The sequence below is a fragment of the Blastococcus sp. KM273129 genome, from assembly GCF_021698995.1.
GTDB lineage: Bacteria > Actinomycetota > Actinomycetes > Mycobacteriales > Geodermatophilaceae > Blastococcus.
In genome coordinates, this window is record NZ_SSXB01000015.1 from 21,386 (window position 1) to 46,122 (window position 24,737).

General features: G+C 70.8%; 14 protein-coding genes and 1 tRNA gene. 5 read left to right on the top strand and 10 right to left on the bottom strand.

What is annotated here, in order from left to right:
* Positions 1-24 precede the first annotated feature (24 nt).
* Genes E9565_RS06755 through E9565_RS06775 form a run of 5 tightly spaced genes read right to left on the bottom strand, consistent with a single transcriptional unit; the run spans position 25 to position 5,018 of the window.
* Positions 25-642 carry an ABC transporter ATP-binding protein gene (locus tag E9565_RS06755; RefSeq protein WP_236834374.1) on the bottom strand — a complete coding sequence of 206 codons (618 nt, stop codon included), beginning with the start codon at positions 640-642 and terminating at the stop codon, positions 25-27.
* Entirely contained in the window at positions 642-1,448 is an 807-nt protein-coding gene (locus tag E9565_RS06760; RefSeq protein ID WP_236834375.1) for an ATP-binding cassette domain-containing protein, read from the bottom strand. The genes E9565_RS06755 and E9565_RS06760 overlap by 1 nt, the downstream gene beginning before the upstream one ends.
* Entirely contained in the window at positions 1,445-2,302 is an 858-nt protein-coding gene (locus E9565_RS06765; protein WP_236834376.1) for an ABC transporter permease, read from the bottom strand. The genes E9565_RS06760 and E9565_RS06765 overlap by 4 nt, the downstream gene beginning before the upstream one ends.
* Positions 2,299-3,411: an ABC transporter permease gene (locus E9565_RS06770; RefSeq protein WP_236825396.1), complete on the bottom strand. Its 1,113-nt coding sequence runs from the start codon at positions 3,409-3,411 to the stop codon at positions 2,299-2,301. Before E9565_RS06770 ends, E9565_RS06765 begins: the two co-directional genes overlap by 4 nt.
* A complete protein-coding gene (locus E9565_RS06775; RefSeq protein ID WP_236834377.1) occupies positions 3,399-5,018 on the bottom strand; it encodes an ABC transporter substrate-binding protein in 1,620 nt (539 codons plus the stop codon). The genes E9565_RS06770 and E9565_RS06775 overlap by 13 nt, the downstream gene beginning before the upstream one ends.
* A gap of 251 nt (positions 5,019-5,269) precedes the next feature.
* Between E9565_RS06775 and E9565_RS06780 the strand changes: the two genes are divergently transcribed.
* A complete protein-coding gene (locus E9565_RS06780) occupies positions 5,270-6,652 on the top strand; it encodes a hemolysin family protein (RefSeq protein ID WP_236834378.1) in 1,383 nt (460 codons plus the stop codon).
* Positions 6,649-7,674 carry a hemolysin family protein gene (locus E9565_RS06785; RefSeq protein WP_236825399.1) on the top strand — a complete coding sequence of 342 codons (1,026 nt, stop codon included), beginning with the start codon at positions 6,649-6,651 and terminating at the stop codon, positions 7,672-7,674. The genes E9565_RS06780 and E9565_RS06785 overlap by 4 nt, the downstream gene beginning before the upstream one ends.
* A 111-nt stretch (positions 7,675-7,785) precedes the next feature.
* Here E9565_RS06785 and E9565_RS06790 read toward each other — a convergent pair whose 3' ends face one another.
* Complete coding sequence (locus E9565_RS06790) at positions 7,786-8,577, bottom strand: GAF and ANTAR domain-containing protein (RefSeq protein WP_236834379.1); 792 nt, start codon at positions 8,575-8,577, stop codon at positions 7,786-7,788.
* 200 nt (positions 8,578-8,777) lie between these two features.
* Here E9565_RS06790 and E9565_RS06795 point away from each other — a divergent pair.
* Positions 8,778-8,851, top strand: a tRNA-Gly gene (locus E9565_RS06795).
* Positions 8,852-9,159: 308 nt separating this feature from the next.
* On the opposite strand, the gene E9565_RS06800 is transcribed toward E9565_RS06795, so the two are convergent.
* The 3 genes from E9565_RS06800 to E9565_RS06815 all read right to left on the bottom strand — a co-directional run bounded on the left by E9565_RS06800 (position 9,160) and on the right by E9565_RS06815 (position 16,105).
* Complete coding sequence (locus E9565_RS06800) at positions 9,160-13,929, bottom strand: type ISP restriction/modification enzyme (RefSeq protein WP_236834398.1); 4,770 nt, start codon at positions 13,927-13,929, stop codon at positions 9,160-9,162.
* 605 nt (positions 13,930-14,534) lie between these two features.
* The gene (locus tag E9565_RS06810) at positions 14,535-14,969 is read right to left on the bottom strand and encodes a hypothetical protein (protein ID WP_236834380.1); all 435 of its coding nucleotides are present in this window, start codon (positions 14,967-14,969) and stop codon (positions 14,535-14,537) included.
* A complete protein-coding gene (locus tag E9565_RS06815; RefSeq protein WP_236834381.1) occupies positions 14,969-16,105 on the bottom strand; it encodes a hypothetical protein in 1,137 nt (378 codons plus the stop codon). Before E9565_RS06815 ends, E9565_RS06810 begins: the two co-directional genes overlap by 1 nt.
* Positions 16,106-16,643: 538 nt before the next feature.
* Between E9565_RS06815 and mobF the strand changes: the two genes are divergently transcribed.
* Positions 16,644-22,139 carry a MobF family relaxase gene (mobF, locus tag E9565_RS06820; protein ID WP_236834399.1) on the top strand — a complete coding sequence of 1,832 codons (5,496 nt, stop codon included), beginning with the start codon at positions 16,644-16,646 and terminating at the stop codon, positions 22,137-22,139.
* 55 nt (positions 22,140-22,194) lie between these two features.
* On the opposite strand, the gene E9565_RS06825 is transcribed toward mobF, so the two are convergent.
* Positions 22,195-22,905, bottom strand: a complete 711-nt coding sequence (locus E9565_RS06825; RefSeq protein WP_236834400.1) for an AbiV family abortive infection protein — start codon at positions 22,903-22,905, stop codon at positions 22,195-22,197.
* A gap of 319 nt (positions 22,906-23,224) precedes the next feature.
* Between E9565_RS06825 and E9565_RS06830 the strand changes: the two genes are divergently transcribed.
* Complete coding sequence (locus tag E9565_RS06830; protein ID WP_236834382.1) at positions 23,225-24,589, top strand: nucleotidyl transferase AbiEii/AbiGii toxin family protein; 1,365 nt, start codon at positions 23,225-23,227, stop codon at positions 24,587-24,589.
* Positions 24,590-24,737 lie beyond the last annotated feature (148 nt).

A 24,737-nucleotide genomic window follows, 5' to 3' on the forward strand; every position in this document is an offset into this window, starting at 1 on the left:
CCCAGCACGGGTGCGCGGGGGTGATCAGACGTCCACCGGCGCCCAGTCGACGACGCGGGACGCGACCGCGTCGAGCAGCGGGCGGTCGTGCGAGATCGCCAGCAGCCCGATGCCGGCGGCGCGGCAGTGCTCCAGCAGCAGGTGCCAGATGGCGGCCTGGGTGACGGCGTCGACGCTCGCGGTGATCTCGTCGGCGACGAGGTAGCGCGGCCGGGCCAGCAGCGCCCGCGCCAGGTCGACCCGCTGCAGCTCGCCGCCGCTGATCTCGTGCGGGTGGCGGTCCAGCCAGGCCGGGTCGACCAGCCGCCGGTCCAGCGCGGCGACGTCGCCCTCGGACGCACCGGTGGCCGCGAGCACCCGCCGCACCGTCCAGCGCGGGTCCATCGCGCGCTCGGGGTGCTGGAGCACGAGCTGCACCGGGTGCGGGGCGCGCCGGGCCCGCGGGACGGCGCCGTCGACGGTCACCCGGCCGCGGACGGGGGTGGCGAACCCGGCCAGCACCCGGCCGAGCGTGCTCTTGCCCCCGCCGCTCGGGCCGCACAGCCCCACGACCTCCCCGGCCTCGACCCGCAGGTCCACCCCGGCGAGGACCCACGGCTGCGCGGCACCGTAGCGGAACCACACGTCGGCGGCGTGCAGCATCAGGTCAGCGCCTCCGCCGGCACCCGGAAGCCGTTGGCGGGCAGCGCCTGCCAGAGCGACCGGGTGTACGGGTGCTGCAGAGCGGCCCCGTCGCCGGTGAAGGCGCGCGGGTCGGCGACGTCGACGGTGCGGCCGTCGCGGACGATGACCACCCGGTCGGCGACGGCGAGCGCGGCCACCAGCTCGTGGGTGATGAGCACGACCGCGCAGTCGTCGTCGGCCATCGCCCGGAACTCGGCGAGCGTGCTGGTGACACCGGCGGCCGGGAGGCCCGTGGTCGGCTCGTCGGCGATCAGCACCCGCGGCCGGCTCATCGTCGCCATCGCGACCAGCACCCGCCGGGCCATGCCGCCGGAGAGCTCGTGCGGGTGCAGCCGCAGCACCTCGGGCCCCAGCCCCCGGCGGGCCAGCGCCTCCTCCGCGGCCCGCCGCGGGTCGGGGTGCCCGGCCAGCCGCGCCGAGCGCCGCACCTGCCGGCCCACCCGGCTCAGCGGGTCGAGGAAGGCCACCGACTGCGGCAGCAGCGCGAGGCCGCGCCCGGCCAGCCGGCGGCGCCCGTCGGGGTCGAGGTCCACGCCGTCGTAGGCCACCGTCCCGCGCTCGACCGCGTTCGGCGGCAGCAGCCCCAGGACGGCGTGCGCGAGCAGCGACTTCCCGGCTCCGCTGGCCCCGACCAGCGCCACCACCTCGCCCGCCGCCACGGTGAGGTCCATGCCGGAGAGCGCAGCCACCGTGCGGCGGCGCAGCCCGCGCTCGTACTGCACGAAATCCACCTCGAGGTCGCGCACCTCCAGCAACGGGCTCACAGGTGGGCGCTCCGCGGGTCCAGCAGCGCCCGGGTGTTCTCGCCGATCGTGTCGACGAGCTTCACCACGACCAGCAGGCACAGCCCGGGCAGCACGGCGAGCCACCAGGCGCCGGCGCTGAGATAGCGCATGGACTCGGCCAGCAGCACCCCGATCGAGGGCTCCCCCGGGTCGACGCCCAGACCCAGGAAGGACAGCGCCGCCTCGTGCAGGATCGCGTGCGGGAAGAGCAGGACGGCGCCCACGAGGAAGTGGCCGGTCAGGTGCCCGGCGAGGTGGTGGCGGGCGATCCAGCCGCGGCCGTGGCCGAGCTGCCGGGAGACGCCGACGTGGTCGGAGGAGACGATCTCCCGCGCCCGGCCGCGCAGCACACGGGTGAGCGTCGGCCAGTGGGTGAGGGCGACGGCGATCACCGCGGCCTGCGTGCCCCCGCCGAGGACGAAGGCCAGCAGGATGAGCAGGACCAGGTGCGGCAGGGCGAGGAAGAGGTCGACCAGCCAGCTCACCACCCGGTCGACGACGCCGCCGAACACCGCTGCGACGGAGGCGAGCAGCAGCGCGATGACGGCGGAGATCAGCGCCGCCGTCGTCCCGACCACCAGGCTGAGCCGCAGCCCCGCCAGCACCCGGGCCAGCAGGTCGCGACCGAGCGGGTCGGTGCCGAACGGGTGGGCGGCCGACGGGCCGAGGTTGCGGTCGGCGAGCGCGGTGGTCGAGGCGGCGTCGTCCGCCAGGCCCCCGGCGACGAAGACGCCGAGCACGACCAGCAGCGAGAGCCCGACCCAGGCGAGCGTCCGGCGGCGCCGGTCCCCCAGGAACCCGGTCCGGAGGGCGGGATCGGCGGCGGTGCTCATCGCACCCCCTGCCCGGCCGGGGAGGGCGGCACCTGCTCCTGAGGGGGCAGCGCACCGGTTGCCGGCGGGCGGGGTGCGGCGACCGGACCGCGCAGGCCACGCCGGGCGCGCCGGGCGGCGGCGAGATCGGCCGACACCCGGGGGTCGAGCCGGGCGTGCACGAGGTCACCGACCTGGTTGCCGACGAAGACGAAGACGGTGGTGGACAGGACGATGCCCAGCAGCAGCGGGACGTCCTGCCCGAGGGCGGCGGCGGTCGTCGCGGCACCGAGGCCCGGGTAGGAGAAGACCTGCTCGGCGAGGACCGCGCCGCCGAAGAGCTCACCGAGGGAGCTGAACTGGAGCAGCACCGCGGGGGCCGCGGCGTTGCGCAGCACGCGGTGCAGCACGACGCCGGTCGCCGACTCCCCCTGCGCGCGGGCGAAGGCGACGTAGTCGCTCGCCAGCGCCTCGACGACGGCGTGCCGGGTGTGCAGCACGACCGGGGCGACGCCCACGACCGAGAGGGTGACCGCCGGCAGCACCAGGTGGTGCAGCCGGTCGAGCAGGGTGACGTCCTCGGCCAGGGTGCCGACCGGGACCGCGCAGCACACCGGCGTCCAGCCCAGCTGCACCGAGAAGACGTAGAGCAGCAGCAGGCCGACCCAGAAGGTCGGCGCCGAGGCCAGGGTGTAGGCCCACCAGCAGATCGCCCGGTCGGTGAACGTGCCCTGCCGGGCACCGGCGAGCACCCCGAGCGCGAACCCGGCGAGCCCGGAGAGCAGCCAGGCGGTGGCCATGAGCGCGAGGCTGGCGAGGAAGCGCTCCCCGATGACGTCGGCGACCGGCTGGTTGAACGTCAGGGACCGCCCCAGGTCCCCCTGCGCGAGCTGCCCCGCCCAGGCGAGGAAGCGCTCGACCGGTGGCTCGTCGAGCCCCCAGCGCTCGGCGATCAGCGCCCGCTGCTCGGGGCCGACGGCGGCGATGTCCCCGCCGACGTAGGCGTCCACGGGGTCGACCGGCGAGTGCACCACCAGCGCGAACGACGCGGTGGCGACCGCGACCAGCAGCAGGGCCAGCCGCACCAGCCGGCCGGCCAGCCACCGCGTCGCCCGGCTCAGCAGCTCCACTGCCAGTCCGCGATCCCCGCGGTGACCGGCCAGCCGTGGCCGTGCGGCTCGATCCGCGGGCTGCCGAGGTCGAGGCACTCGTCGACGAAGTAGGTGTGCTCGAGGTTGACCAGCCAGGCCCAGGCGGCATCCCCCTGCGGGCCGAACCCGGCGCCCTCGCCGTCGTGCTGGGCCGCCTGCCAGTGCGGGATCGCGGCCTCCTGGTCGGGGGCGGTCATCGCCGCCTCCAGGTGCGCGTCGACCTCGGAGCTCGCGTAGTAGCCGGGGTTCCAGTACTCGACGCCGGCCTGGGTCGACGAGTAGAGGTTGTACATCTCGGTCGGGTCGAGGCTGCCCCAGCCGAAGAGGACCGCGTCGGAGTGCAGCCGCTGCTCGATGACGTCCCAGCTCGCGCCGTCCGGGGTGACCTCGATGCCCACCGGGGCGAGCATGTCGGTGACGGCGAGGGCGAGCGCCTGCCGCAGCGAGTCGTCGGCCGGGTAGAGCAGGCTGAACGCGGCCGGGACGCCGTCGCGCTCCCGCACGCCGTCGCCGTCGGCGTCGACCCAGCCGGCCGCCTCCAGCAGCCGCTCGGCCTCGGCGGTGTCGGCGTCGGTGACCGCCGCGGCAGGCTCGTCCCAGGGCAGCCCGTCGACCGGCCCGGTCGCCGGCGTGCCGTAGCCCTCCAGGACGCCGTCGACGAGCGCGGCGCGGTCCACGGCGACGTTGACCGCCTGGCGCACGGCGCGGTCGGAGGTGACGTCGTCGCCGATCGGCTGCCCGTCCTCGGTGGTCCGCCCCTCGTCGGGCACGAAGGGGAACATGATCCCGCGGTTGTCGACGGACCGGACCGCGACCAGCTCCATGCCCGGGACCTGGCTGGTCGCCAGCTGCGCGGGGACGGCCGCCATGTCGACCTGCCCCGCGGCCGCGGCGGCCAGGGAGGTGTCCTCGCCGGTGAACTGGAAGACCAGCCGCTCGAAGGCCGGCTGCTCGCCGTAGTAGCCGTCGTTGCGCTCGACGATGAGCTGCTGCCCCTCGTCCCACTGCACGAAGGTGTAGGGCCCCGAGCCGACCGGGTTGCGGGCGTAGTCCGGGCCGTGCGCGTGCTCCGGGACGATGCCCAGCGAGACCAGCCGGTTGACGAAGGTGCTCTGCGGCCGCTCCAACCGCAGCTCGACGGTGTCCTCGTCGACGGCGACGGCCTCGGCCAGCGCGGTGACGTCGGTCAGGCCGCCGCTCTCGCTCGCCGTCGTGAAGGTGTAGGCGACGTCGTCGGCGGTGACCGGCTCGCCGTCGGTGAAGCGGGCGTCGGTGCGGAGGTCGACGGTCCACACCAGGCCGTCCTCGCTGACCGACCAGTCGGTGGCCAGGTCCGGGACGACGTCGAGGTCCGCGTCCCGCGCCAGCAGGGTCGACTGGAACAGCGGCGAGCCGTACCGCCCCCAGCCGAGCGTCGGGTCGTAGCCGTCGTCCGGCTCACCACCGATCGCCAGCCGCAGCTCGGTGGGCGCAGTCGATCCGGCGGCCGTCCCGGCCCCGCGGGTGGCGGCGCCGCAGCCGGCGACCAGGACCGCCGACGCGCCGACGGCCAGCGCGTTCCGGACCGCTCCCCGCCGTGCGCGCACGTGATCCCCTCCGCTCCGACGGCGTGCCGCACCCGGTGCGCGCCATGCCGCCGCCGAGGTTATTGCAAACATCTTGCAACAGGCCATCCGGGGTTGCACACCGCAACCGGGGTACCGGGAAGGAACACTGCACACCGCCGCCTCGTTGGTCTGCGGGGCGACCGCCCCCGTCCTCCTCCGAAGAGAGCCATGAGCCCCTACCACAGTCCCCAGGCCGCGCCCCTCCGTTCCGGTGAGGGGGTGCGCGGCCGGTGACCGAAGTGCTCTCGCTCCTGCTCGGGGTGCTCGTCGTGCTGGCGATCACGGCCGTCACGGGCTACTTCGTGGCCCAGGAGTTCGCCTACATGGCGGTCGACCGGGCGACCCTCGGTGCGCGCGCAGCGGGCGGTGACGCCGCCGCGAAGCGGGCGCTGGACGTCACCCGCCGGACGTCGTTCATGCTGTCGGGCGCCCAATTGGGGATCACGGTCACCGGGCTGCTGGTCGGCTACGTCGCCGAGCCGCTCATCGGCGAGTCCCTGGGGGCGCTGCTGGGAGGCGTCGGCATACCGACGGCGGTCGGCGTCGGCATCGGCGCGGTGCTGGCACTGCTCTTCTCCACGGTCGTGCAGATGCTGTTCGGGGAGCTCTTCCCGAAGAACCTGGCCATCTCCCGCCCGGAGCCGGTCGCCCGGTGGCTGGCCGCCTCGACGGTGGTGTACCTCAAGGTCTTCGGCTGGCTGATCTGGGTGTTCGACCAGGCGTCCAACCTGCTGCTGCGGGCGCTGCGGATCGAGCCGGTGCACGACGTGGAGCACGCCGCCACCGCCCGGGACCTGGAGCACATCGTCGAGGAGTCCCGCGACAGCGGGAACCTGCCGGCGGAGCTCTCGATGCTGGTCGACCGCATCCTCGACTTCCCCGACCGCGACGTGGAGCACGCGATGATCCCGCGCCCGCGCGTGGACACCGTCCAGGACACCATCACCCTGGGCGACCTGCGCGCCCTGATGACCCACGGGCACTCGCGCTACCCGGTGCTGGAGGCCGGCACCGGTGACGTCGTCGGCGTGGTGCACCTGGCCGACCTGCTGGCCACACCCGAGCCGGACACCGCGCGGGTGACGACGATCGCCCGGGAGTGCCCGGTCGTCTCCACGTTCACCCCGCTGCCCGACGCGCTCCGCCGGCTCGCGGAGGGCGGCGAGAAGATGGCCTGTGCCATCGACGAGTACGGCGGCTTCGCCGGCGTCGTCACCCTCGAGGACCTCGCCGAGGAGCTCGTCGGCGAGATCACCGACGAGCACGACGACGAGCGCCCGGAGTACGTGCCGGTCGTGGGCGACGGCGTGTGGGAGATGGCCGGTGACGTGCACGTCGACGAGGTGGAGCGGGCGCTCGGCGTCGACCTGCCCGACGGCCACCACGAGACGATCGCCGGGCTGGTCATCACCGCGGCCGGCGCCCTGCCCGAGCCGGGCGACCGGCTGACCATCGAGCTGCCGCCGGACCCGGCGGATCTGGTGCACGCCGACCGGCCCGCCCCACGGCACCTGCACGTGGAGGTGCTCGACGTGGAGCGGCACGTGCCCTCGCGCGTCCGCCTGGAGCTGCCCGACCGCGCCGGCGCCACCGCCCCGGAGGAGGCCCGATGAGCGAGAACCCGTGGGTGGTCCTCACCGCGACCGTGGTGATCGTGGCGCTGTCGGCGTTCTTCGTCGCGGTGGAGTTCGCCGCGCTGGCCGCCAAGCGCCACCGGCTGGAGGAGGCTGCGCCCGGCAGCCGGTCGGCCCGCGCGGCGCTGCGCAACTCCTCGGAGCTGACCCTGCTGCTGGCCGGTTCGCAGCTGGGCATCACCGCCGCCACCCTGGCCCTGGGCGCGATCAGCAAGCCGGCGGTGCACCACTGGCTCACCCCGCTGTTCGAGTCGTGGGGACTGCCGCTGGTCGCCGCCGACGTCGCCGGCTTCGTGCTGGCGCTGCTGGTGATCACGTTCATCCACCTCGTGGTCGGCGAGATGGCGCCGAAGTCGTGGGCGATCGCGCACCCCGAGCGCTCGGCCACGCTGCTGGCGGCGCCGATGCGGGCGTTCATGGCGGTGTTCCGGCCCCTGCTGCGCCTCCTCAACACCATGGCCAACCGGCTCGTCCGCTCGGTCGGGGTGGAGCCGGCCGACGAGCTCGCCGTCGGGCACAGCCCCGATGCGCTGCGCCACCTGGTGGAGCACTCCGCCAACGTCGGTGCGCTGGACGCCGGCTTCTCCACGCAGATCTCCGGCGCCCTGGAGCTGGAGCGCATGACCGTCCGGGAGCTCGTCACCCCCGAGGCGCCGCTCGTCTCGGTGCCGGCGGACGCGACCGTGGAGGCGGTGCGGGAGGCCACCCGGCGGAGCGGCCACCTGCGCATCCTGCTCGGGACCCGGGCCCGGCTGACCGGTGTGGTGCACGTACGCGACACCCTCGCCTCCGCGCCCGGCACCCCGGCGGCCGGGTTCGCCCGCCCGGTGTTCGACCTGGACGCCGGCACCACCGTGTGGGCGGCCCTCGCGGCGATGCGCGAGACGCGGAACCACCTCGCCGTCGTCACCGAGGCCGGTTCGGTGCTCGGCGTGGTCACCATGGCCGACGTGCTGCACCGGCTCCTCCCCCAGCCCGCGGCCGCCGAGCCGGCCGGCTGAGCGGGGCGGCCCGGCAGCCCGTTGCCTGGACTGCCGGGCCTGGGCGGCGCACCTGCCGGCGGGCGCGGCGCCGCGGGACGAGCGTCCCCGCCGGAGTGCCCGTCCGCTCGCTCAGTCCCGGGACGGGGTCGGCAGGACGCCGGTCTCGCTCAGCTCCTCGGCGATGTCGACGAGCTTGCGGTTGGTGTGCGAGGACGCCCGCACCAGGACCTGGAAGGCCTGGTCACCGGTGAGCTTGAACTGGTTCATCAGGATGCCCTTCGCCTGACCGATCAGGTCGCGGCTGGCGAGCGCGGTCCGCAGGTGCTGCTCGTGCTGCGCGCTGACGAGGGCCACCGCGGCGTGGCTGGCGAACACCAGCCCCACCGACTCGGACTCCTCGCCGAAGGCGCCGGGCCGCGACGAGTAGAGGTTGAGCGCCCCCACGGTGCTGCCGGTGACGAACAGCTGGAACGACAGCATGCTGCGGGCGCCCAGGTCGGCGGCCTCACCGGCGAACCGGGGCCAGCGGTCCTCTTCCCGGAGGTCCTCGATGCGGACGGTCCGCTGCTCGAACAGCGCGTCCAGGCACGGCCCCTCGCCCAGCCGCTCCTGCAGGCGGTCGATGCTTCGAGGCAGGTCGCCGGTCGGGGCCCGCGACTCCACCGTGCGGCGGTCGACCACGGGGGTGATGCCGCTCTCCTCCGCTCCGGGCACGGAGCCGACCGCGGCGTGGGTGATCGCCTGCAACGTGGCCTCGACGTCGCCGTGCTCCTCCTGCAGCGCGCGGGCGACCTGCCCCATGACCTCGCCGAGGTCCGCCGCCGGCCCCCGCGCTACCGCACCGTTGCCCGGGAAGGGAACCGGCCGCTGCGGCTCATCGCTGTGGGCGGACCGGGCTGCGCGGTCGGGCCTCTCGGGCATGCGCGCCACGGTATCGCCGGGCCGCGCGGCTGTCCCTGCGCGGGAGCCGCAGCGTCGACGGTTCTGGGAGCCGACGCCTGCATGGGGCCGCTGCCACGTCGTCCGGCGGCGGCGCGCTACGCTCGTCGCGGCTCGGCAGCCGGTGGATCTCGGTCCCGGCGGCTCCGATGTCGAGGGAGCCCGCTCCCTCGCGCCGTCACGCGGGTGTAGCTCAATGGTAGAGCCCCAGCCTTCCAAGCTGGCCATGCCGGTTCGATCCCGGTCACCCGCTCCACGCCCTGACCGGCTCGTATGCCCGTCTCCGCAGCTCAGCGCGGCCTTTGCACCGCTCCCGTGCCTTAACGGTGCTGACCCCTGCTGACCGCTGATCACCGGCTTTGGCCGGTGCTTAAGGCACGGATAAGGCACGCCCCAGCCGTGAATGACCCCGACGTCGTGCAGCTTCGTGCAGGTGCAGGGGCACGGGCCGCTAGCCCGCGAGCGAAGCAATATATGGACCGCCAAGCGTCGTCTCGTGGCTGGCCTGTGCCGCATCAAGAGCGGCCGGCGCACCGTGATCGCGGCCTGACCGGCCCGTGTCGTTCACCCATCGTGGCGGACATCAAGCGGGGGCAGCGAGTCCACCACCCTGATCGTCTCCAAGGAGACTGTGACGATGCGTGCCAGCAGGTCAACGATGTAGCGCGGATCGCCGACTTCGCGGGACCAGTCGTTCGGGTCGTTGACGATGCCCGACGCCTTGTCGGTCTTCACCCAGTAGCGGTCAATGATCCACTCGATGGCCGAGCGGCTGCCCAGCGTGTAGCGGTACGCCTCCTCTGGGATGCTGCGCAGGGTGATCCGCTCGTTGTAGTGGATCACCGACCGGTCGTTCCGCAGTCCCGCGGCCTTCTGCTCTGGGGTGGGCTTGTCGAAGGCCATCTTCTTGTCGCGGACAGCGAAGAACCCGTAGTCCGCCTCGCCGCCGGGACCGGAGACATCGAGCCCCTCCAGCGGATACGGCTCGACTGTCTCGTAGCCCAGGTGCAGTGCAGCCAACTGCTTGCCTGCGTCGGCGAAGGCGCGGAAATCCTCGGCGAACGGGATGCGTGGAAGCATCTTCCTCAGATCCGCGGCGTAGAGCTCGCGGTACTCCGGCGAGTGCAGCAGGCCGTAGACGTAGTCGAAGATGTCATCCTTGCTGATGGACTCGCCGGTGTAGGCCGCCGTGAACGCCGCCAGAGCCTCGTCGGTGATGTTGTCGATGCGCCGGTAGCCGTCGACCACCTCACCATCGTCGTGGACGTCGAACATCCCGGACTCGTCGACCTTCTCGTACCGCCACCGCGCGAAGAATTGACCGCCCGAGCCTGCTCCCGTGACATGGAGGTCGGGAACTACGTCCAGGGCAAGAACGGAGAAGGGGACGGCGGATCCAGATCCCACCTGGTACACGCCGACATTCGTAGCGTGCCGATCGGGAAAGAGGTTCGGAATACGGTATCGGCGTTCGATAAGAGCGTCGTCGCGATAGCACACCACCTTGGTGAACGGTCGATAGATGGCGTGCACACTCGCCTGACTGCTAAAGCTGAGTTGCTGCCCGCGGGCGTGAGCCGCCTCCAAGCCGCCGCTCCACGCAATCCGGGTAGAATCCTTGGTCCTGTTGCCCGAGACCAGCCCGTCGTTGTAGCTAGCTAGAAGTTTCCGGACTGATGTTTCGACAGCCCCCCTACCAAAGTTGTAGACCCATGCATCCCGGTTGGTCTTGAGACCGCCAGACTGGATCGCATAAATCTTCTCGATGGGCATGAAGGCGCCGAAGTCCTCGGCTCGCTGATACAGCCAGTCTCCGTGCTGGTTGGGGGTGATGGCGGCTGACGCCAGGTTGCCAAGGCTGCGTGCTTCGGCGACACGAGCAAGCTTCTGCTCACGGGTCAGATAGTCGCCGACATCGGTGTAGTGGATCGTCGCCGGTCCTGCGGTGTCAGGCTTCTTGACCAGCAGGGTGATCGCCACCGTGGCCCGGCTACCGCCGCCGAAAACCTTGCCACCTTCACGGCGCGACTGCTCACCCGCCGTCCGCTGGTTTCCGCGCAGGTTGAACACGTGAATCGCGGAGAATTCCTCACCGAGGGTCTGCCGCATGCCGTCGGCGGTGTTCGAATCGAGGAATCCGCCGTTGGTCACGAACGCGACGATGCCGCGCTCCTTGATGCGCAGGGTTGCCCACTTGATCGCGCGGATGTAGGAGTCGTAGAGCGAGTTCTTGTTAGTCGCTGTCGATCGTGCTGCGTAGGTGTCCCGGATCGCGGCGTCCAGGGTCGGGTACTTCTCGTTCGCGTTGTCGTCGTTGGCACTGTCCTGCCCCGAGGAGTAGGGCGGGTTGCCGACGATTACCTGGATGGGCAGCTGCTTCTGCCGCTCCAGCCGCTCGTTGTTCTCCGGCATGACGTCGATGTCCTGCTGGTCGTCGTCCTCCCACGACTGGAAGCTGTCCGTGAGAACGAGCCCAGGGAACGGTGACGGCGTCCCCTCCAGTTCCTCGTACGTCGTCTCGATGTTGGCCGCGGCGATGTAGTAGGCCAGCAGCAGGATCTCGTTGGCGTGTAGCTCGTTCGCGTACTTGCGGACCAGGTCGTGCGGCTCGATCAGCCCGCTCTGCAGCAACCGCACCAGGAAGGTGCCGGTGCCGGTGAACGGGTCGAGCACATGCACGCCCTCGTCGGTCAGCCCCTGACCGAACTCCGCGCGGAGCACCTCGTCCGCAGAGCGCAGGATGAAGTCGACGATCTCCACCGGCGTGTAGACGATGCCAAGCTTGGCCACCGTCTTCGGGAACGCGGTGGCGAAGAACTTGTCGTATAGCTCGACCAGCACCCGCTGCTTGCCTGCTGCGTTGTCCACCCCGGCCACCCGCTTGCGCACGGTGTCGTAGAAGCCCTCGAGCGTCTCGTTCTCTGCCCCTACAGCGTGCGCATCGAGCACCGCGAGCATGTTCTCCATAGTCCGAGCCACCGGGTTGCCGGCCAGGAAGCTGGAGTGGGCGAACAGCGCCTCGAACACCGGCCGGGTGATGAGGTGCTGTGCCAGCATGTCGATCGCGGAGTCATCGGTGATCGAGTCGTTCAGGTTCCCGCGCAGGCCGGCGACGAAGTGCTCGAACTCGTCGGCCGCCGGTCCAGGCGTGGCGAGCAGCCCCTTGATCCGGGTGACGTGCGCGGCGGCGATGTCGGCGATGTCCCTTGCCCAGGTCTCCCAGTACCGGCGCTCGCCGACCTTGGCCACGATCCGCGCGTACATCGCGTCGCGGAACTCGTCGGCCGGGAACTCCATGAGCAACTGCTCGGTGGTCTTCCGCGCCGGCTGGTCGGGGTCGGGCACGGTCACGCCGTCGCCGTCCGTGGGGCCAGTGATCGTGACGATCTCGATGGTGTCGGGCTTGCGCTTGTTCAGCTCGATCTGGTTGACCATCGCGTGGAATCGGTCGTCGTGGCTGCGCAGCGCCTGCAGCACCTGCCAGACGACCCTGTAGCGCTCGTTGTCCCGTAGCGCCTCCTCCGGGGCGATGCCGCTGGGCACCACCACCGGCAGCACGATGTAGCCGAGCTCCTTGCCGGGCGCCTTGCGCATCACCCGGCCGACGGACTGCACGACGTCCACCTGCGAGCCGCGCGGGGTGAGGAACAGGACGGCGTCCAGCGCTGGCACGTCCACGCCCTCGGACAGGCAGCGGGCGTTGGTGAGCACGCGGCAGACACCGTCCGGGGCGGGCTCCTTGAGCCACGCCAGATGGGTGTTGCGCTCGTGCACCCCCATCGTGCCGTCCACGTGCGCGGCCTGGACCCGAAGGCGCGGCCGGTCCTCGGGGGCGTCGATCTGCGCCCGTTCGGACAGGTCGGGGAACGCCGCGGCCGCGGCCTTGGACGCCTTGATGTGCTGGGCGAAGGCCACCGCCGTCCGCATCGGCGCCCGGTCGACGGCGGCACCGTCGTCCACCGACGCCGGCCCGAAGTTCTTCGCCAGGCCGTTCCAGCAGCCGATGAGCTTGGCGGCCTGGTCGAGCGGGATCTCCCCGGAGTTGGCCATGGCCTGCTGGAAGTTCTCCGCGACGTACTTCTCGTCGACCGCGAGCACCAGCACCTTGTAATCGGTGAGCAGGTCGGCCTCGACCGCCTGCCCGAAGCCAAGCCGGTGTAGCTCGGGGCCGAAGACCTCGACGTCGCCCATGTCAGCCAGGACCGCGTCGGCATCGGTCGCCTTGCGCTTGACCTCCTCGCCGAACACCCGTGGGGTCGCGGTCATGTACAGGCGCTTGGTGGCCTTCAGCGCATCGGCGTCGTGCACCCGGACGAACGTCGACTCGTCGCCGTCCGCGATGGTGACGCCGGTGGTGCGGTGCGCCTCGTCGCAGACGACCAGGTCGAAGCTCGGCAGGCCCCGCTCCTGGGCCTGGATCACCACTTCGATCGACTGGTAGGTGGAGAAGACCACCCGCATGCGCCCGGCGGCCTTCTCGCCTCTCTCAAAGCGGGTCAGCAGGGTCTGCGGGTCGGTCGAGGCTGGCTCGGTCAGGTCGATCGGGAGCTGGTCCGCGTCGTCGGACGGCGTTCGACGTCCGACCCGGACGTCGGAGCAGACCGCGTACGGCGCGATGTCCACCTCGGCGTTGGCCATCCACTCCCGCAGGCTCTGGCTCAGCAGCTGGATGCTCGGCACCAGAAACAGCACGGTGCCGCCCGCGCCGACCAGGTCCTCGGCGATCCGCAGGCTGGTGAAGGTCTTCCCGGTGCCGCAGGCCATCACCAGCTGGCCCCGGTCGTGCTCGGCGAGCCCGGCGCGGACGTCGTCCAGCGCCTTCTGCTGGTGCCGGCGCAGCGCCTTCTTGCCGGTCGGGACGACGATCTCCGGCGTCGTCCAGGAGAACTGGCCCCAGTCAATGGCCGCGTCGGCGAGGTAGCCGATGTCGACCCGCTGGGCCACCCCATCGGCCAGCGTCTCCTCAGCGTTGGCCGACCAGGCGGCAGCGGTGTCGAACACGATCCGCCGGGTGAAGCGGGAATGCGCGGAGGCGCTGATGAATGAGTCGATGTCGGCCTTGGCGACCGTGCGATCAGATCCGTAGAACTTGCACTGGATGGCGGTGAGCCCGCCGTCGTCGGCGTTCGCGGCGACCAGATCGATGCCGGTGTCCGGCCGGCCGGCGCGCTCGGGCCAGTCCGACCACAGCCAGACGTCGGAGAACCGCGACGTCCATTCGGGGTCGGAGGTCAGGTAGGCCCGGATCAGTCGCTCGAACCTGCTGCCCTTGTCCCGCTCGTCCAGCGATTCGCTGCGCAGGCGATCCAGGACAGCGTGGATAGTCCCCGTCACGCTTCGCATCTTGCCCGACAGAGCGGCAGGACAGGGTTGCCCCGCCCGGACGAGTGGGCTCTCGTAGCGCCAGAGATCGACTAGCGGAACGTGCACCGAGGCTGGGCTTCGGTCGAGGACCTCACCGCACTCGGCGCCAACCTGGCGCCTGGGGGCTCTCACCCCGCGCCGGATTCCGACCGGTCGATCGACCCGGCGTTCCCGGTTGGTCCAGCCGATCCGCTCGGCGATCACCGTCGCGGACATCGCGGAAACCGCCTGCAGCAGCTCCCGGATCCGCGGCTCGACCCCGCCAACCGCGGGGTCCCCTTGGCCCGATCCAGCCAGCGGATCTCTGTCCACTCCTCCACGGACAGCACCTCCCCTCCCCAGGTCGGCTCGAGCCAAAGTCCCGAGTAGGGGGCGAGTAGGGGTCGGTTTTCGACCGTTGCTAGGGGCAAGTCTTCAAGCGGCGTCGACAGAGTTCGACCGGCGATATGACTGGGGGCAGCCCATGACGACTTGCCCCCTGAGCTGTGTCACTCTTCTCGGCCAGGCTCCGCCCCTCCTCTTCGCGGCTGTAGCCGCCGCTGCCGTATGGGTTGCGGACGACAGCAGCGCATCCCTCATCCAAACTGTCGGACGAGCGTGATGAACTGGTCCGGTGTGCAAGTGAGCACGCCCAGTTCGACGGCTTTCTTAGTGAGCCCCTTGTCTCCCGTGGCGATGATCCAGCGGTCCCCGATCAGCTGCCCCGCGCTGACCGACATCTCGGTGAGAGCGGTTGCCAGCAGCATCACGTCGCCATTGCCCTCGTTGCGGTACAAGTCGACTACCTTGTCTCCCGCCTTGATCGTCGCCAGCACGACCTTTACGTTCTCAAGGACAGTCGTTGTGATCGCGTAGATGAGCGGCTTGAGCATCTCGACGTCGTGCAGTCCCCGGGCCTCGTAGATGATCTCCTCCGGGATCCGACACCTGTTGTGCATGAACGCCGATGCCCTTTGGTTGTCCGTCATCCTCGACAAGGTCACCGTGTCCACCAGGTAGCGGTCGATCATTACAGGGTCGCCCTGTACTCGTTCAGGGAAACGGATTTTCGGTTCTGGAACAACACCCTGGTGATCTCCGAGGCAGGCAGTCGCTTGGCGTCCATCTGTTTCAACAAAGATCGGGAGTACTCCGCGCTGTTGTACTTGCGCAGCGCGTTCACCGGCTTCGGCTGTCGCGCCTGCGTCTTTGGCCGGTTCCGAAAGTCCTCGCGAAGGATGGCCATGTAGTCGCGAGCCGTGGCAGCGTCGAGGAGGCCGAGCCGTCGTGCTCGCATCAGAAACGCGCTGGGTGTCACGCAGTAGGTGTTCGCGTGCGCCTTGACGTCGCCCAGGGAGGACACCCCGAGACCAGCCACCGACGCTGCCGGCATCAGCATCTCCTCGGCGATCTCGTACTCACGGTTGTCGATCGGATCGTCGGACTGGTCCGAGTAGGCGACGGGCTTGAACTTGCCCCGAGCAAGACACACAGTGAGCAGCGCTAGCGTGAGGAATCGCCGGCCCGCAGGCTCCAGGCTGTCGCGGTGCTCGCCGTTGTTGACGAACAGGAAGGGCACCTTCTTGTCCCGGATGCAGATGCCGCTGAACCGCGCCCGCTTTGGAATAGCCTGCGGCATGTAGTTTCGCATGCTCTGGGACACGAAGATGTTGTGCTCCTCCAGGCAGTCGAGAAGGTGCTCAAAGGCGCGTTCTTTGGTCTTAACGCGCAGCAGGTAGGAGCGATCGACGCCGAGCTGGGCGATCAGCCAGTCAGCGTCATCCTTCACGGTCCGCCGGGACCGTCGCAGCGCACTCACGAAGGCGTTGTCAGGGAGCGCCGGGTCCAGCCCTTTCAGCAACTCCTGCTTGCGCAAGATGTCCTTCACGATGAGCTCGACGTCGGCGAGAAGCACCGTGCCGCGAGAGTTGAGCGAGAAGGTGCCCTTGCTGACCCCACGTAGCAGAACTTCCTGCCTCCGCTTGAGTTGCGCCTCCACGACGTCGACTGGTGCGAAGAACAGCGTGTACGGAATCTCCGCGCTCCGCCCGAGACTCACCAGCTTGGTGAACGAGATGCGCGATGCTTCGAGCGCCTTCAGGTATTCCTTCGCCTCTCGCTGCCAGGAGTTCTCGATCAGCGCTACGAAGGTCTCGCGCTCGATCACGGTCGTGGAGTGGCCACGAGAGACAGTGATAGTCACGACAAGAGCCTCTCGTATTTGCGCGATCGTTGTCAGTTACACCCCGCACAGTGCACGCGGTGCGTCCTGCTCTGTCCTGGTGCCGTCGAGCCTGTCTAACTGTGTCCAAGACCGGCCGTTCAGGCGAGGCAGTCGAGGCGCAGCTTCACGGTCCGGCAAACCAGCGGCCAACGGGCCCGCACAAAGGCCCCTGTAGCGGCTATTGGGGACATCCGGCTCTGGCTGCCAGTGCGAACCGCCGTCGCGACCTCTTCCGGCCAGCGTCACGTCACTGGAGAAGAGCAAGATCAAGTGCCACACACCTTCTGCACCGCCGGTCGAGGGCCTGCTCCCCGCGCATAAGCAACGCGGGCCCTCACCGCCGAGCAACGTCCTCCTAAGACAGGAACCATCAGCGGCGCCGATCCAGCGTTGCTCAGGGCGGACGCCGCTGGCGGGAAGGGTGCACTGGAGAACTACTGCATGGAGGCTGGAGGCCGCCTTCCTACCGTCCGCGGACGTGATGTCACTGCACAAGCTGACCGCCGGAGACGGCTACACGTACCTCACCCGTCAGGTGGCGGCAGTCGACAGCACAGAACGCGGTCACGTGGGGTTGGGCGACTACTACTCCCGGCGCGGTGAGTTTCCCGGCGCGTGGGCCGGGGGCGGTCTGGCCGGCCTGATTGGCGTGTCGGATGGGCAACCGGTCGGCGAGGAGCAGATGAAAGCCCTCTTCGGCCAGGGGCGGCATCCGGACGCCCACCGGCTGGAGAGGGAGGCCCTCGCGGCGGGCTGTAGCGCCGAGGAGGCACGGGCGGCCGGCGCACTCGGCCACCCCTTCCTGATCTTCGCCGCCGACTCCAACGGGTTCCCCGCACGCTGCGCTCGCAGGTACGCCGAGTTCAATGCTGCCCGCGGCGCTGAACTCGGCGCTCCGATCCCAACAGAGGAACGCGCGCGAATTCGCAGCGCGATGGGCCGGTTGATGTTCGCCGAGGCTCACGGCCGTCCGCCCGCCGATGCCCGGGAGCTGTCGGGCTTCATCGCCCGTGCGTCCCGACCGGCGACGACGGCGGTTGCCGGCTACGACCTGACCTTCTCGCCCGTCAAGTCCGTCTCGGCGCTCTGGGCGCTGGCGTCCCAGGACATGGCCGAGCAGATCGAGGCTGCGCATGCCGCCGCTGTCGCCGACGTTCTCGCGTGGCTCGAGCAGCACGCGACCTTCACCCGGCTCGGCCACGGCGGCGTCCGGCAGGTGGAGACCATCGGGCTGGTGGCCGCGGTGTTCACGCACCGCGAGTCGCGCGCGGGGGACCCGGATCTGCACACGCACGTAGCGGTGAGCAACAAGGTGCAGACCCACGACGGCCGCTGGCGGGCGCTGGACGGGCGGGTCTTGCACAAGGCCATCACCGCTGCCTCCGAGCGATACAACACGAGACTGGAGACCCACATGGTCGGCCGCCTCGGTGTGCGGTTCGCCGCACGGCCCGATAGCGAGCCCGGCAAGCGACCGGTACGCGAAATTGTCGGCATAGACGCCGGTCTGCTGGCCGCGTGGTCCACACGGCGCCGGGCCATCGATGTCCGCCGCGGCGAGTTGGCCGCCGACTTCCAGCAGGACCACGGCCGCCCGCCGACGACGGTTGAGGCGATCGTGCTGGCCAAGCAGGCGACGCTGGAGACTCGGGATCCCAAGCACGAGCCGCGCTCGCTGGCCGATCAGCGGCAGGCGTGGCGGTCCGAGGCGGTCGCGGTTCTCGGCTCGCCAGCTGCCCTGTCCCGCATGATGGACGACGCGCTGTTCCGGCCGGCCCGGGGAACCACTCCCCGGCTGACCGACGGCTGGGTGGCCGCGGCGGCCGCCCGGGTGGTGGACACCGTCAGTGCCCAGCGGGCCACCTGGCAGGTCTGGCACGTGGCCGCTGAGGCGGAGCGGATGGTCCGCGCCGCCGCCTTCGCGCCGGAGGACGTGGACGCCGCCGTCGATCGGCTGACCGACGCCGTCCTCTCCCCCGCCTGGTCGGTGCCGCTCGGCGAGATCGACCCGGTCGACGAGCCGCCGGAGCTGCGCCGCGGCGACGGGGCCAGCGTCTACACGGTGGCCGGCGCCCGGCTCTACACCAGCCGGGCGATCCTGGACGCTGAGGCGCGGCTGGTCACCGCCGCCGGTCAGGGTGGCGGCCGCCGCGCCGACCCGGGCACGGTCGGGCTGGCCCTGCTGGAGACCAGCGCCAACGGCGCCGAGCTCCACCCCGGACAGGCGCAGCTGGTCCGCGAGCTGGCCGGCAGCGGCGCCCGGCTGCAGCTGGCGCTCGCCCCGGCCGGTGCGGGCAAGACCACCGCGCTGGCCACCCTGGCCCGGGCCTGGACCGCCGACGGCGGCATCGTCCTCGGGCTGGCGCCGTCGGCCGCCGCCACCGCCGCGCTGCGCGCCGGCCTCGGCGGGCACTGCGACACCCTGGCCAAGCTGGTGTCCTGCCTCGACACCGGCCGCCTTCCGGACTGGGCGGCCGGTATCGGCCCGCGCTCCCTGGTGGTGGTCGACGAGGCCGGCATGGCCGGAACTCTCGAGCTGGCCCGAGCCGTGGAGTACGTGCTGGGTCGCGGTGGCAGCCTCCGGCTGATCGGCGACGACCGGCAGCTGGCCTCCGTCGCCGCCGGCGGCGTGCTGCGCGACATCGCCGCCACCCACGGCGCGGCTACCCTCACCGAACTGGTCCGCTTCACCGACCCGGCCGAGGCCGCGGCCACCGTCGCCCTCCGGGACGGCGACACCATCGGCCTGGGCTTCTACCTCGACCACCACCGGGTGCACGTCGGGGACCTGTCCACCTGCGCCGACGAAGCGTATGCGGCCTGGGCCGCCGACCGCGCCCGCGGCCTCGACGCGCTGCTGCTGGCCCCCACCCGCGACCTGGCCACCCAGCTCAACGCCCGCGCCCGCGCCGACCGGCTGGCCGACACCGCATCCCCGGTCGGTCCCGAAGTGCGCTTGGCCGACGGCACCGCAGCCGGCGCCGGGGACGCCGTCATCACCCGCAGCAACGACCGCACGCTGCGCGTCACCACCACCGACTGGGTGAAGAACGGCGACCGCTGGACCGTCACCGGCGTCAGCTCAGACGGCCGCGTGGACGTCGCCCACGCCGTCACCGGACGGCGGATCACCCTTCCCGCCGGCTACGTGCGCGAGCACGTGCAGCTCGGCTACGCCAGCACCGTGCACGCCGCCCAGGGGCACACCGCCGAGGCGAGCCACACCGTGCTCTCCGGGACCGAGAGCCGGCAGCTGCTGTACGTGGCGCTCACCCGCGGTCGCACCGCCAACCACCTCTACCTCGCCACCGTCGGCGACGGCGACCCGCACAGCGTCATCACCCCCGCCGCGGTGTGCCCGCCGACCGCCACCGACCTGCTCACCGCCATCCTGGTCCGCGATGGCGCGCAGACCTCGGCCACCACGGCCGGGCGGGCCGCCGCGCAGCCCGCCACCCTCCTGGCCCACGCGGCCGCCCGATACACCGACGCGCTGCAGTTCGCCGCCGACCACACGCTCGGCCCGCAGGCCGGAGAAGAACTGGAGAACGCCGCCGAGCGTCTGCACGCCGGGCTCACCAGCGCACCGGCCTGGCCCACGCTGCGCGCCCGCCTCGCGCTGGCCGCCCTGTCCGGCACCAACCCGCTCACCGCCCTACGCGACGCCGCCGCCGGCCGGGAACTGGGCAGCGCCGCCGACCTCGCCGCCGTCCTGGACTGGCGGCTGCACCCCCAGCACCCGGCCGCCCCCGCCGGCGGGCCGCTGCCCTGGTTGCCCGCCGTCCCGGCCGCGCTGGCCGACCACCCGCACTGGGGGCCCTACCTGGCCGCCCGGGCCGAGCAGGTCGCCGGGCGCGCCGACGAAGTGGCCCGGGCCGCCGGGACCTGGACGGCGGCCACCGCGCCCGGCTGGGCCCAGCCGCTGCTGGACACCGCGCCGTCACCACTGCGGGCGGACCTCGCCGTGTGGCGGTCCGCCCTGGACATCCCCGACACCGAGCGGCGGCCCACCGGCCCCCAACGGCCCGCCGCCGCCGAACGCACCCACCAGCGCCGGCTCGACCGGGTCCTGTCCACCGTGCTCCCGTCGCGGGGCACGTCTACCTGGACCGCGCTGGCCGACGGCATCGACCCCCGCATCCGACGTGACGAGCACTGGCCGGCCCTGGCCGACCGGCTCGCCACCGCCGACCGCGCCGGCCTCGACGCCGCGGGGCTGATGACCGCCCTCGCCGCCGGACGGCCGCTGCCCGACGACCTGCCCGCCGCCGCCCTCTGGTGGCGGCTGGCCCCGCACCTCGGACCGGCCACCATTCACGCGCAGGCCTGCACGCCCGCGCCCCGCCCGGACTGGTACCCCGCCCTGCTCCGGCAACTTCCCCAGGAGTCGGAGGGCAGTGCACTGGTCGACCCGGCCTGGCCCGCGCTGGTGGCGGCGGTCTCCGCCGCCATCCGCGCCGGATGGGACGCCGACGAGCTGGTTGCGACCGCCGCGACCGGCCTGCCCGGCATGCTCGCCGCCGGCGCGGTGATCGAGGCGCTCGTGTTCCGCGTCACCGCGCTCACCGACCCCGCCCCGGTCCAGACCGCCGAACCGCTCCCGAACGATCTGCGGCCACCCGAGGACGCCCACCTCCTCCCCCAACCCGACGCGCCGGTGTGGATCAGCGCGGACGACCCGCTGCTAGCCGACCTGCCGCCCGAGGACACCCCCGACCGGGACGACGCCTCGCCGCCGTCCCAAATGGCGGAGCCGACCTTCCTGACCCCCGACCCGTTCACCGCGGCCGGCCCGGGCGGCGCCGACGAGGCCGACTACCTGCTCGAGCAGCACTTTTGGGCCACCGCGGCCGTAGGGCGCGACCGGCTCATCGAACTCAACACCCAGGCCGCAGCCTTCTTCACCGCCCACTACTCCGGCTCCTGGGCGCCCGGCTACATGCGCGAGCGGCTGGGTACCGATCCCGCCCGCGACTCCAGGTTCACCGTCGGATACGCCCCGGCCGGCTGGACGTCCCTGACCGACCACCTTCGGCGCTCGGGGGCCACCGACAAGGAGTTGCTGGCCGCCGGGCTGGCCTCGCGTGCGTCCACCGGCCGGCTGATCGATCGCTTCCGCGACAGGCTCACCTTCCCGATCCGAGACACCGACGGCGCGATCCGCGGCTTCGTTGCTCGCCGGAACCCCGCCGCCACCGACGACGGCCGCACCGGTCCCAAGTACCTCAACACCCCGACGACCGACCTATACCGCAAGAGCGAGCACCTGCTCGGACTGCACGAGGCCCAGCCGGGGCTGGCGGCCGGGGCCGCCCTGGCCCTCGTCGAAGGACCGCTGGACGCGATCGCCCTCACCCTGGCCACCGACGGCCGTGCCGTTGGCGTCGCCACCCTCGGCACCGCGCTCACCGATCAGCAGGCCGACCTGCTCCGGCCGCACATTCAGGCCGAGGGCCCCGGGGTCCTGGTGGCCACTGACAACGACGCGGCCGGGCAGCAGGCCTCCGAGCGGATCTTCTGGCTGCTCACCGACCGCGGCGACCACCCGCGCCGCCTCGCCCTACCCGACGGGCTTGATCCCGCCGACCTCCTCTACCGAGACGGCGCCAGCGCGCTGCGCAGCGCCATCGACACCGCGATCAGCCTCGCCGACGCCTTTCTCGACGCCGCGTGCTTCGACAGGAACCCCGCGGACCTCCGCGCGACACTGCGGCAAGTTGGCGCCATCATCACGGCTCTGCCACCCAGCCGTTGGCTGGCACACATCGACCGAGTCACCCAGACCCTCGGCGTCCCGCCCGGCACCGTCCACAACGCAGTGCTGGGAGCCGAACGGACCACCGCGCCGCCTCACAGATCGACGACCGGCCCGGCGCAAATGTCCCAGCTGGCGTCCCCCTTCGAAGATCGTCACCGGAAGGGTCTACCGGGACGCCCGCCGCAAGCCACCCCGACTGACCTGCACCATTCCCGGTAACCGTTCGGCCTACGGACTGGCAGCGCCCCGCGCTCAGCGGCAGATGACTTCTTCGTCAGTCGGGCTCCCCGCCGCGGTCCACGCTTGGACTGCCGGGCAACTGCGTCCTCTTGAATGCATCGGAGGCTGCAGTCCAACCCTCGGGATGGGAGATTGGCAGCAGACGGAACTGCTGATCGTGCGTGCTGTCGTACGGCGTAACAGCTTCCATCTTCATGCGGCTGTGGTCGCGAATGAGCAGCATCTCAACTACCTGCGCGGCAGTCTGGAGGACCTCAGCGATGGTTCCTGGCCCGATGCTCGTCGGCGACAACACAGCGCCGCTGCTATCTCGGTCGACGTAGAAGCCGCGCTGCTTAGCCAGGTTGGCGTCGGTCGCCGTAACTTCAGCTTGCTTCTGCTGTCGTTCCGACGCTTGTTCCCACGTCTCACCGTCCCGCTTTCCATCACGCATAGCGCTGTAGTCACCCCAGAACGAGGCAAGCTCGTCTCCGAATACGATGGCTTCCAGATACTTCTTCGTGTGGCTACGGCCGTGCTGCTTCAGTGCATCCACGCTGCGGGGTGTCTCGTCGCCTTCGCTCCAAGCCTTCTCAAACGCCGCGTAGATCCAGAGTGCCTTGCCGAGCTCCTCCTGTGCCAGGACGGTGAGGGACCCCGCACGGCCGTACGACTCTGCGCTAAGCAGGACGTGTGCGTCGGAGATGAGGGCTGACGCATTGTCCATCAGCGCCTTCCAGAATTCCCGCGCCTCACTGGGGTTCATCTTGACCACGCAGCAAGTGTGCCCAGGTGGTCTGACAGAGCTAGCTCGGCCGCAACCGCGACCCGACCCCGCCGACGAGTCAACCCGGCTGAGGGCAGCCCCTCCCGGGCGAGACCCCTTCAGCGGTGTACGCCGCCGCCTCCGCCCATCGGGCGGTTCGGGCCAGTCGACGGATGTCCGCTTCTGCCGCGAAGGGCGTCCAGCCTCTGGCCGGCTCTCGGCCTCGGCCGCTCGGCGCCCCGGGAGCCGCGGCGTCCAGGGGAGGCGTCCGGTGCGACCCTGATGCCAAGAGAACGTGCCGACCACGCCGGAGCGAACCTTGATCGAGCGGGAGGAACTGGTTGAGAAGTCCGAGGAGTTCGGACTCCATATCAGCAACGTACAGCGTGACTACGTCTTCGGCTGGCTCCTCAGCGGCCTCTACCAGGAGGAGTCCAGCAACGGACTCGTACTCAAGGGCGGAAACGCTCTCCGTAAGGCCTGGCTGCCTGAGACACGATTCTCAGACGACCTCGACTTCTCGACGCCGGGGGTCCTTGATCCCGAGCAGCTACTCACCCGGTTCAACTCTGTTTGCAGACTCGTGCACGCCAGAACGGGCATCCGGTTCGATCTTGACCGCAACGCCCTCGTCAAGGAGCAGCACATCGACGCACGTAAGCGCGTCTACAAGATGCGCTTGTACTTCAACGACTTCAGCGGCAATGCGGACCACCTGACGCTCAGGGTCCGCCTGGATGTCACTGAGGGCGACCGCCTGCGCTTGCCCGTTCAAACCCGCAGCTTGATCCACCCGTACTCCGATGCCGCCGACTGTGCCGTCGACGTCCGGGTCGTGAAACTGGAGGAAGCACTGGCAGACAAGCTGACTTGTCTCATCACGCGCAGGTATGCCTATGACCTCTTCGACCTCGTATATGGGCTCTTCGTAAGGTCGGATCTGCCCGTGAATAGGGGAGAGGTGGTGCACACCTTCCTTCGGAAGAGTGCCTTCGAGCGGAGCCCCGTCACCGCGCGGGACCTCCTGATCAACACGCCACTCGACCTGTTGAGTCAATACTGGTCGAAGATTGTGTGCCCAAAGGCGTCTCTGTTCTCCTTCGACCATGCTCTCGAAACACTCAAAGCCGGCGTCGCCAGTCTGTTTGTTCCGTTCAGGTACGGCGCAGAACACGCTCCTGCCTACTTCCCGCCCCAACTACGTAACGCCATCCTGCAGGCGGCCACTGACCTCACCCTTCTGCGCCTCGTTTATCAGGGGCGCGAGCGGCTGGTGGAGCCGTATTCGCTCGCCTACACCGTTAGGCGCAGCGACGGTGTGGCCCAGGAGTACTTCTGGGCGTACGACCGCACTGGTGGACGAACTGGCCCGGGGATCAAGTCGTTCCTTCGTAGCGGTATTCAGGGCATGGCTAACACGGATATCGCCTTCCAACCGCGGTACCAAGTCGAGTTGTCCAAGGCGCCTACGCGCGGAGGGGTCAGCAGCTTCGCCGGACGCAGTTCCTCTCGGTTCCGCGCGGCTGGCCGAGCCCTGCCAAGTTCTGGGCGTGTGACGTATACGGTCGAGTGTTCATACTGCGGGAAGCGCTTCACCCGCAAGACGAGCCGCACCAGACTGAATCCGCACAAGGATCCCTGGGGATATCCTTGCTCGGGTCGGTCGGGCTACCGCGTGTACTAGGGCTCGTCAAAGGTCTCTGCGCCATCTAGTTGACCGCTGATGCAACGCATCTGTCCTGAGCGATGCCTCTGCCTCAGCCCCGTCCTCGGTCCTTAAGAAGTTCATCTGGCAAAAGTCTGCAGATGCCGCAGACCAGTACGTGCCGGTG

What these genes read in the sequence shown, in the direction of transcription:
- mobF (WP_236834399.1), top strand. Translation starts at nt 16,644, where the DNA reads ATGTCACTGCACAAGCTGACCGCCGGAGACGGCTACACGTACCTCACC.
- E9565_RS06785 (WP_236825399.1), top strand. Translation starts at nt 6,649, where the DNA reads ATGAGCGAGAACCCGTGGGTGGTCCTCACCGCGACCGTGGTGATCGTG.
- E9565_RS06825 (WP_236834400.1), bottom strand. Translation starts at nt 22,905, where the DNA reads ATGAACCCCAGTGAGGCGCGGGAATTCTGGAAGGCGCTGATGGACAAT.
- E9565_RS06810 (WP_236834380.1), bottom strand. Translation starts at nt 14,969, where the DNA reads ATGATCGACCGCTACCTGGTGGACACGGTGACCTTGTCGAGGATGACG.
- E9565_RS06790 (WP_236834379.1), bottom strand. Translation starts at nt 8,577, where the DNA reads ATGCCCGAGAGGCCCGACCGCGCAGCCCGGTCCGCCCACAGCGATGAG.
- E9565_RS06765 (WP_236834376.1), bottom strand. Translation starts at nt 2,302, where the DNA reads ATGAGCACCGCCGCCGATCCCGCCCTCCGGACCGGGTTCCTGGGGGAC.
- E9565_RS06755 (WP_236834374.1), bottom strand. Translation starts at nt 642, where the DNA reads ATGCTGCACGCCGCCGACGTGTGGTTCCGCTACGGTGCCGCGCAGCCG.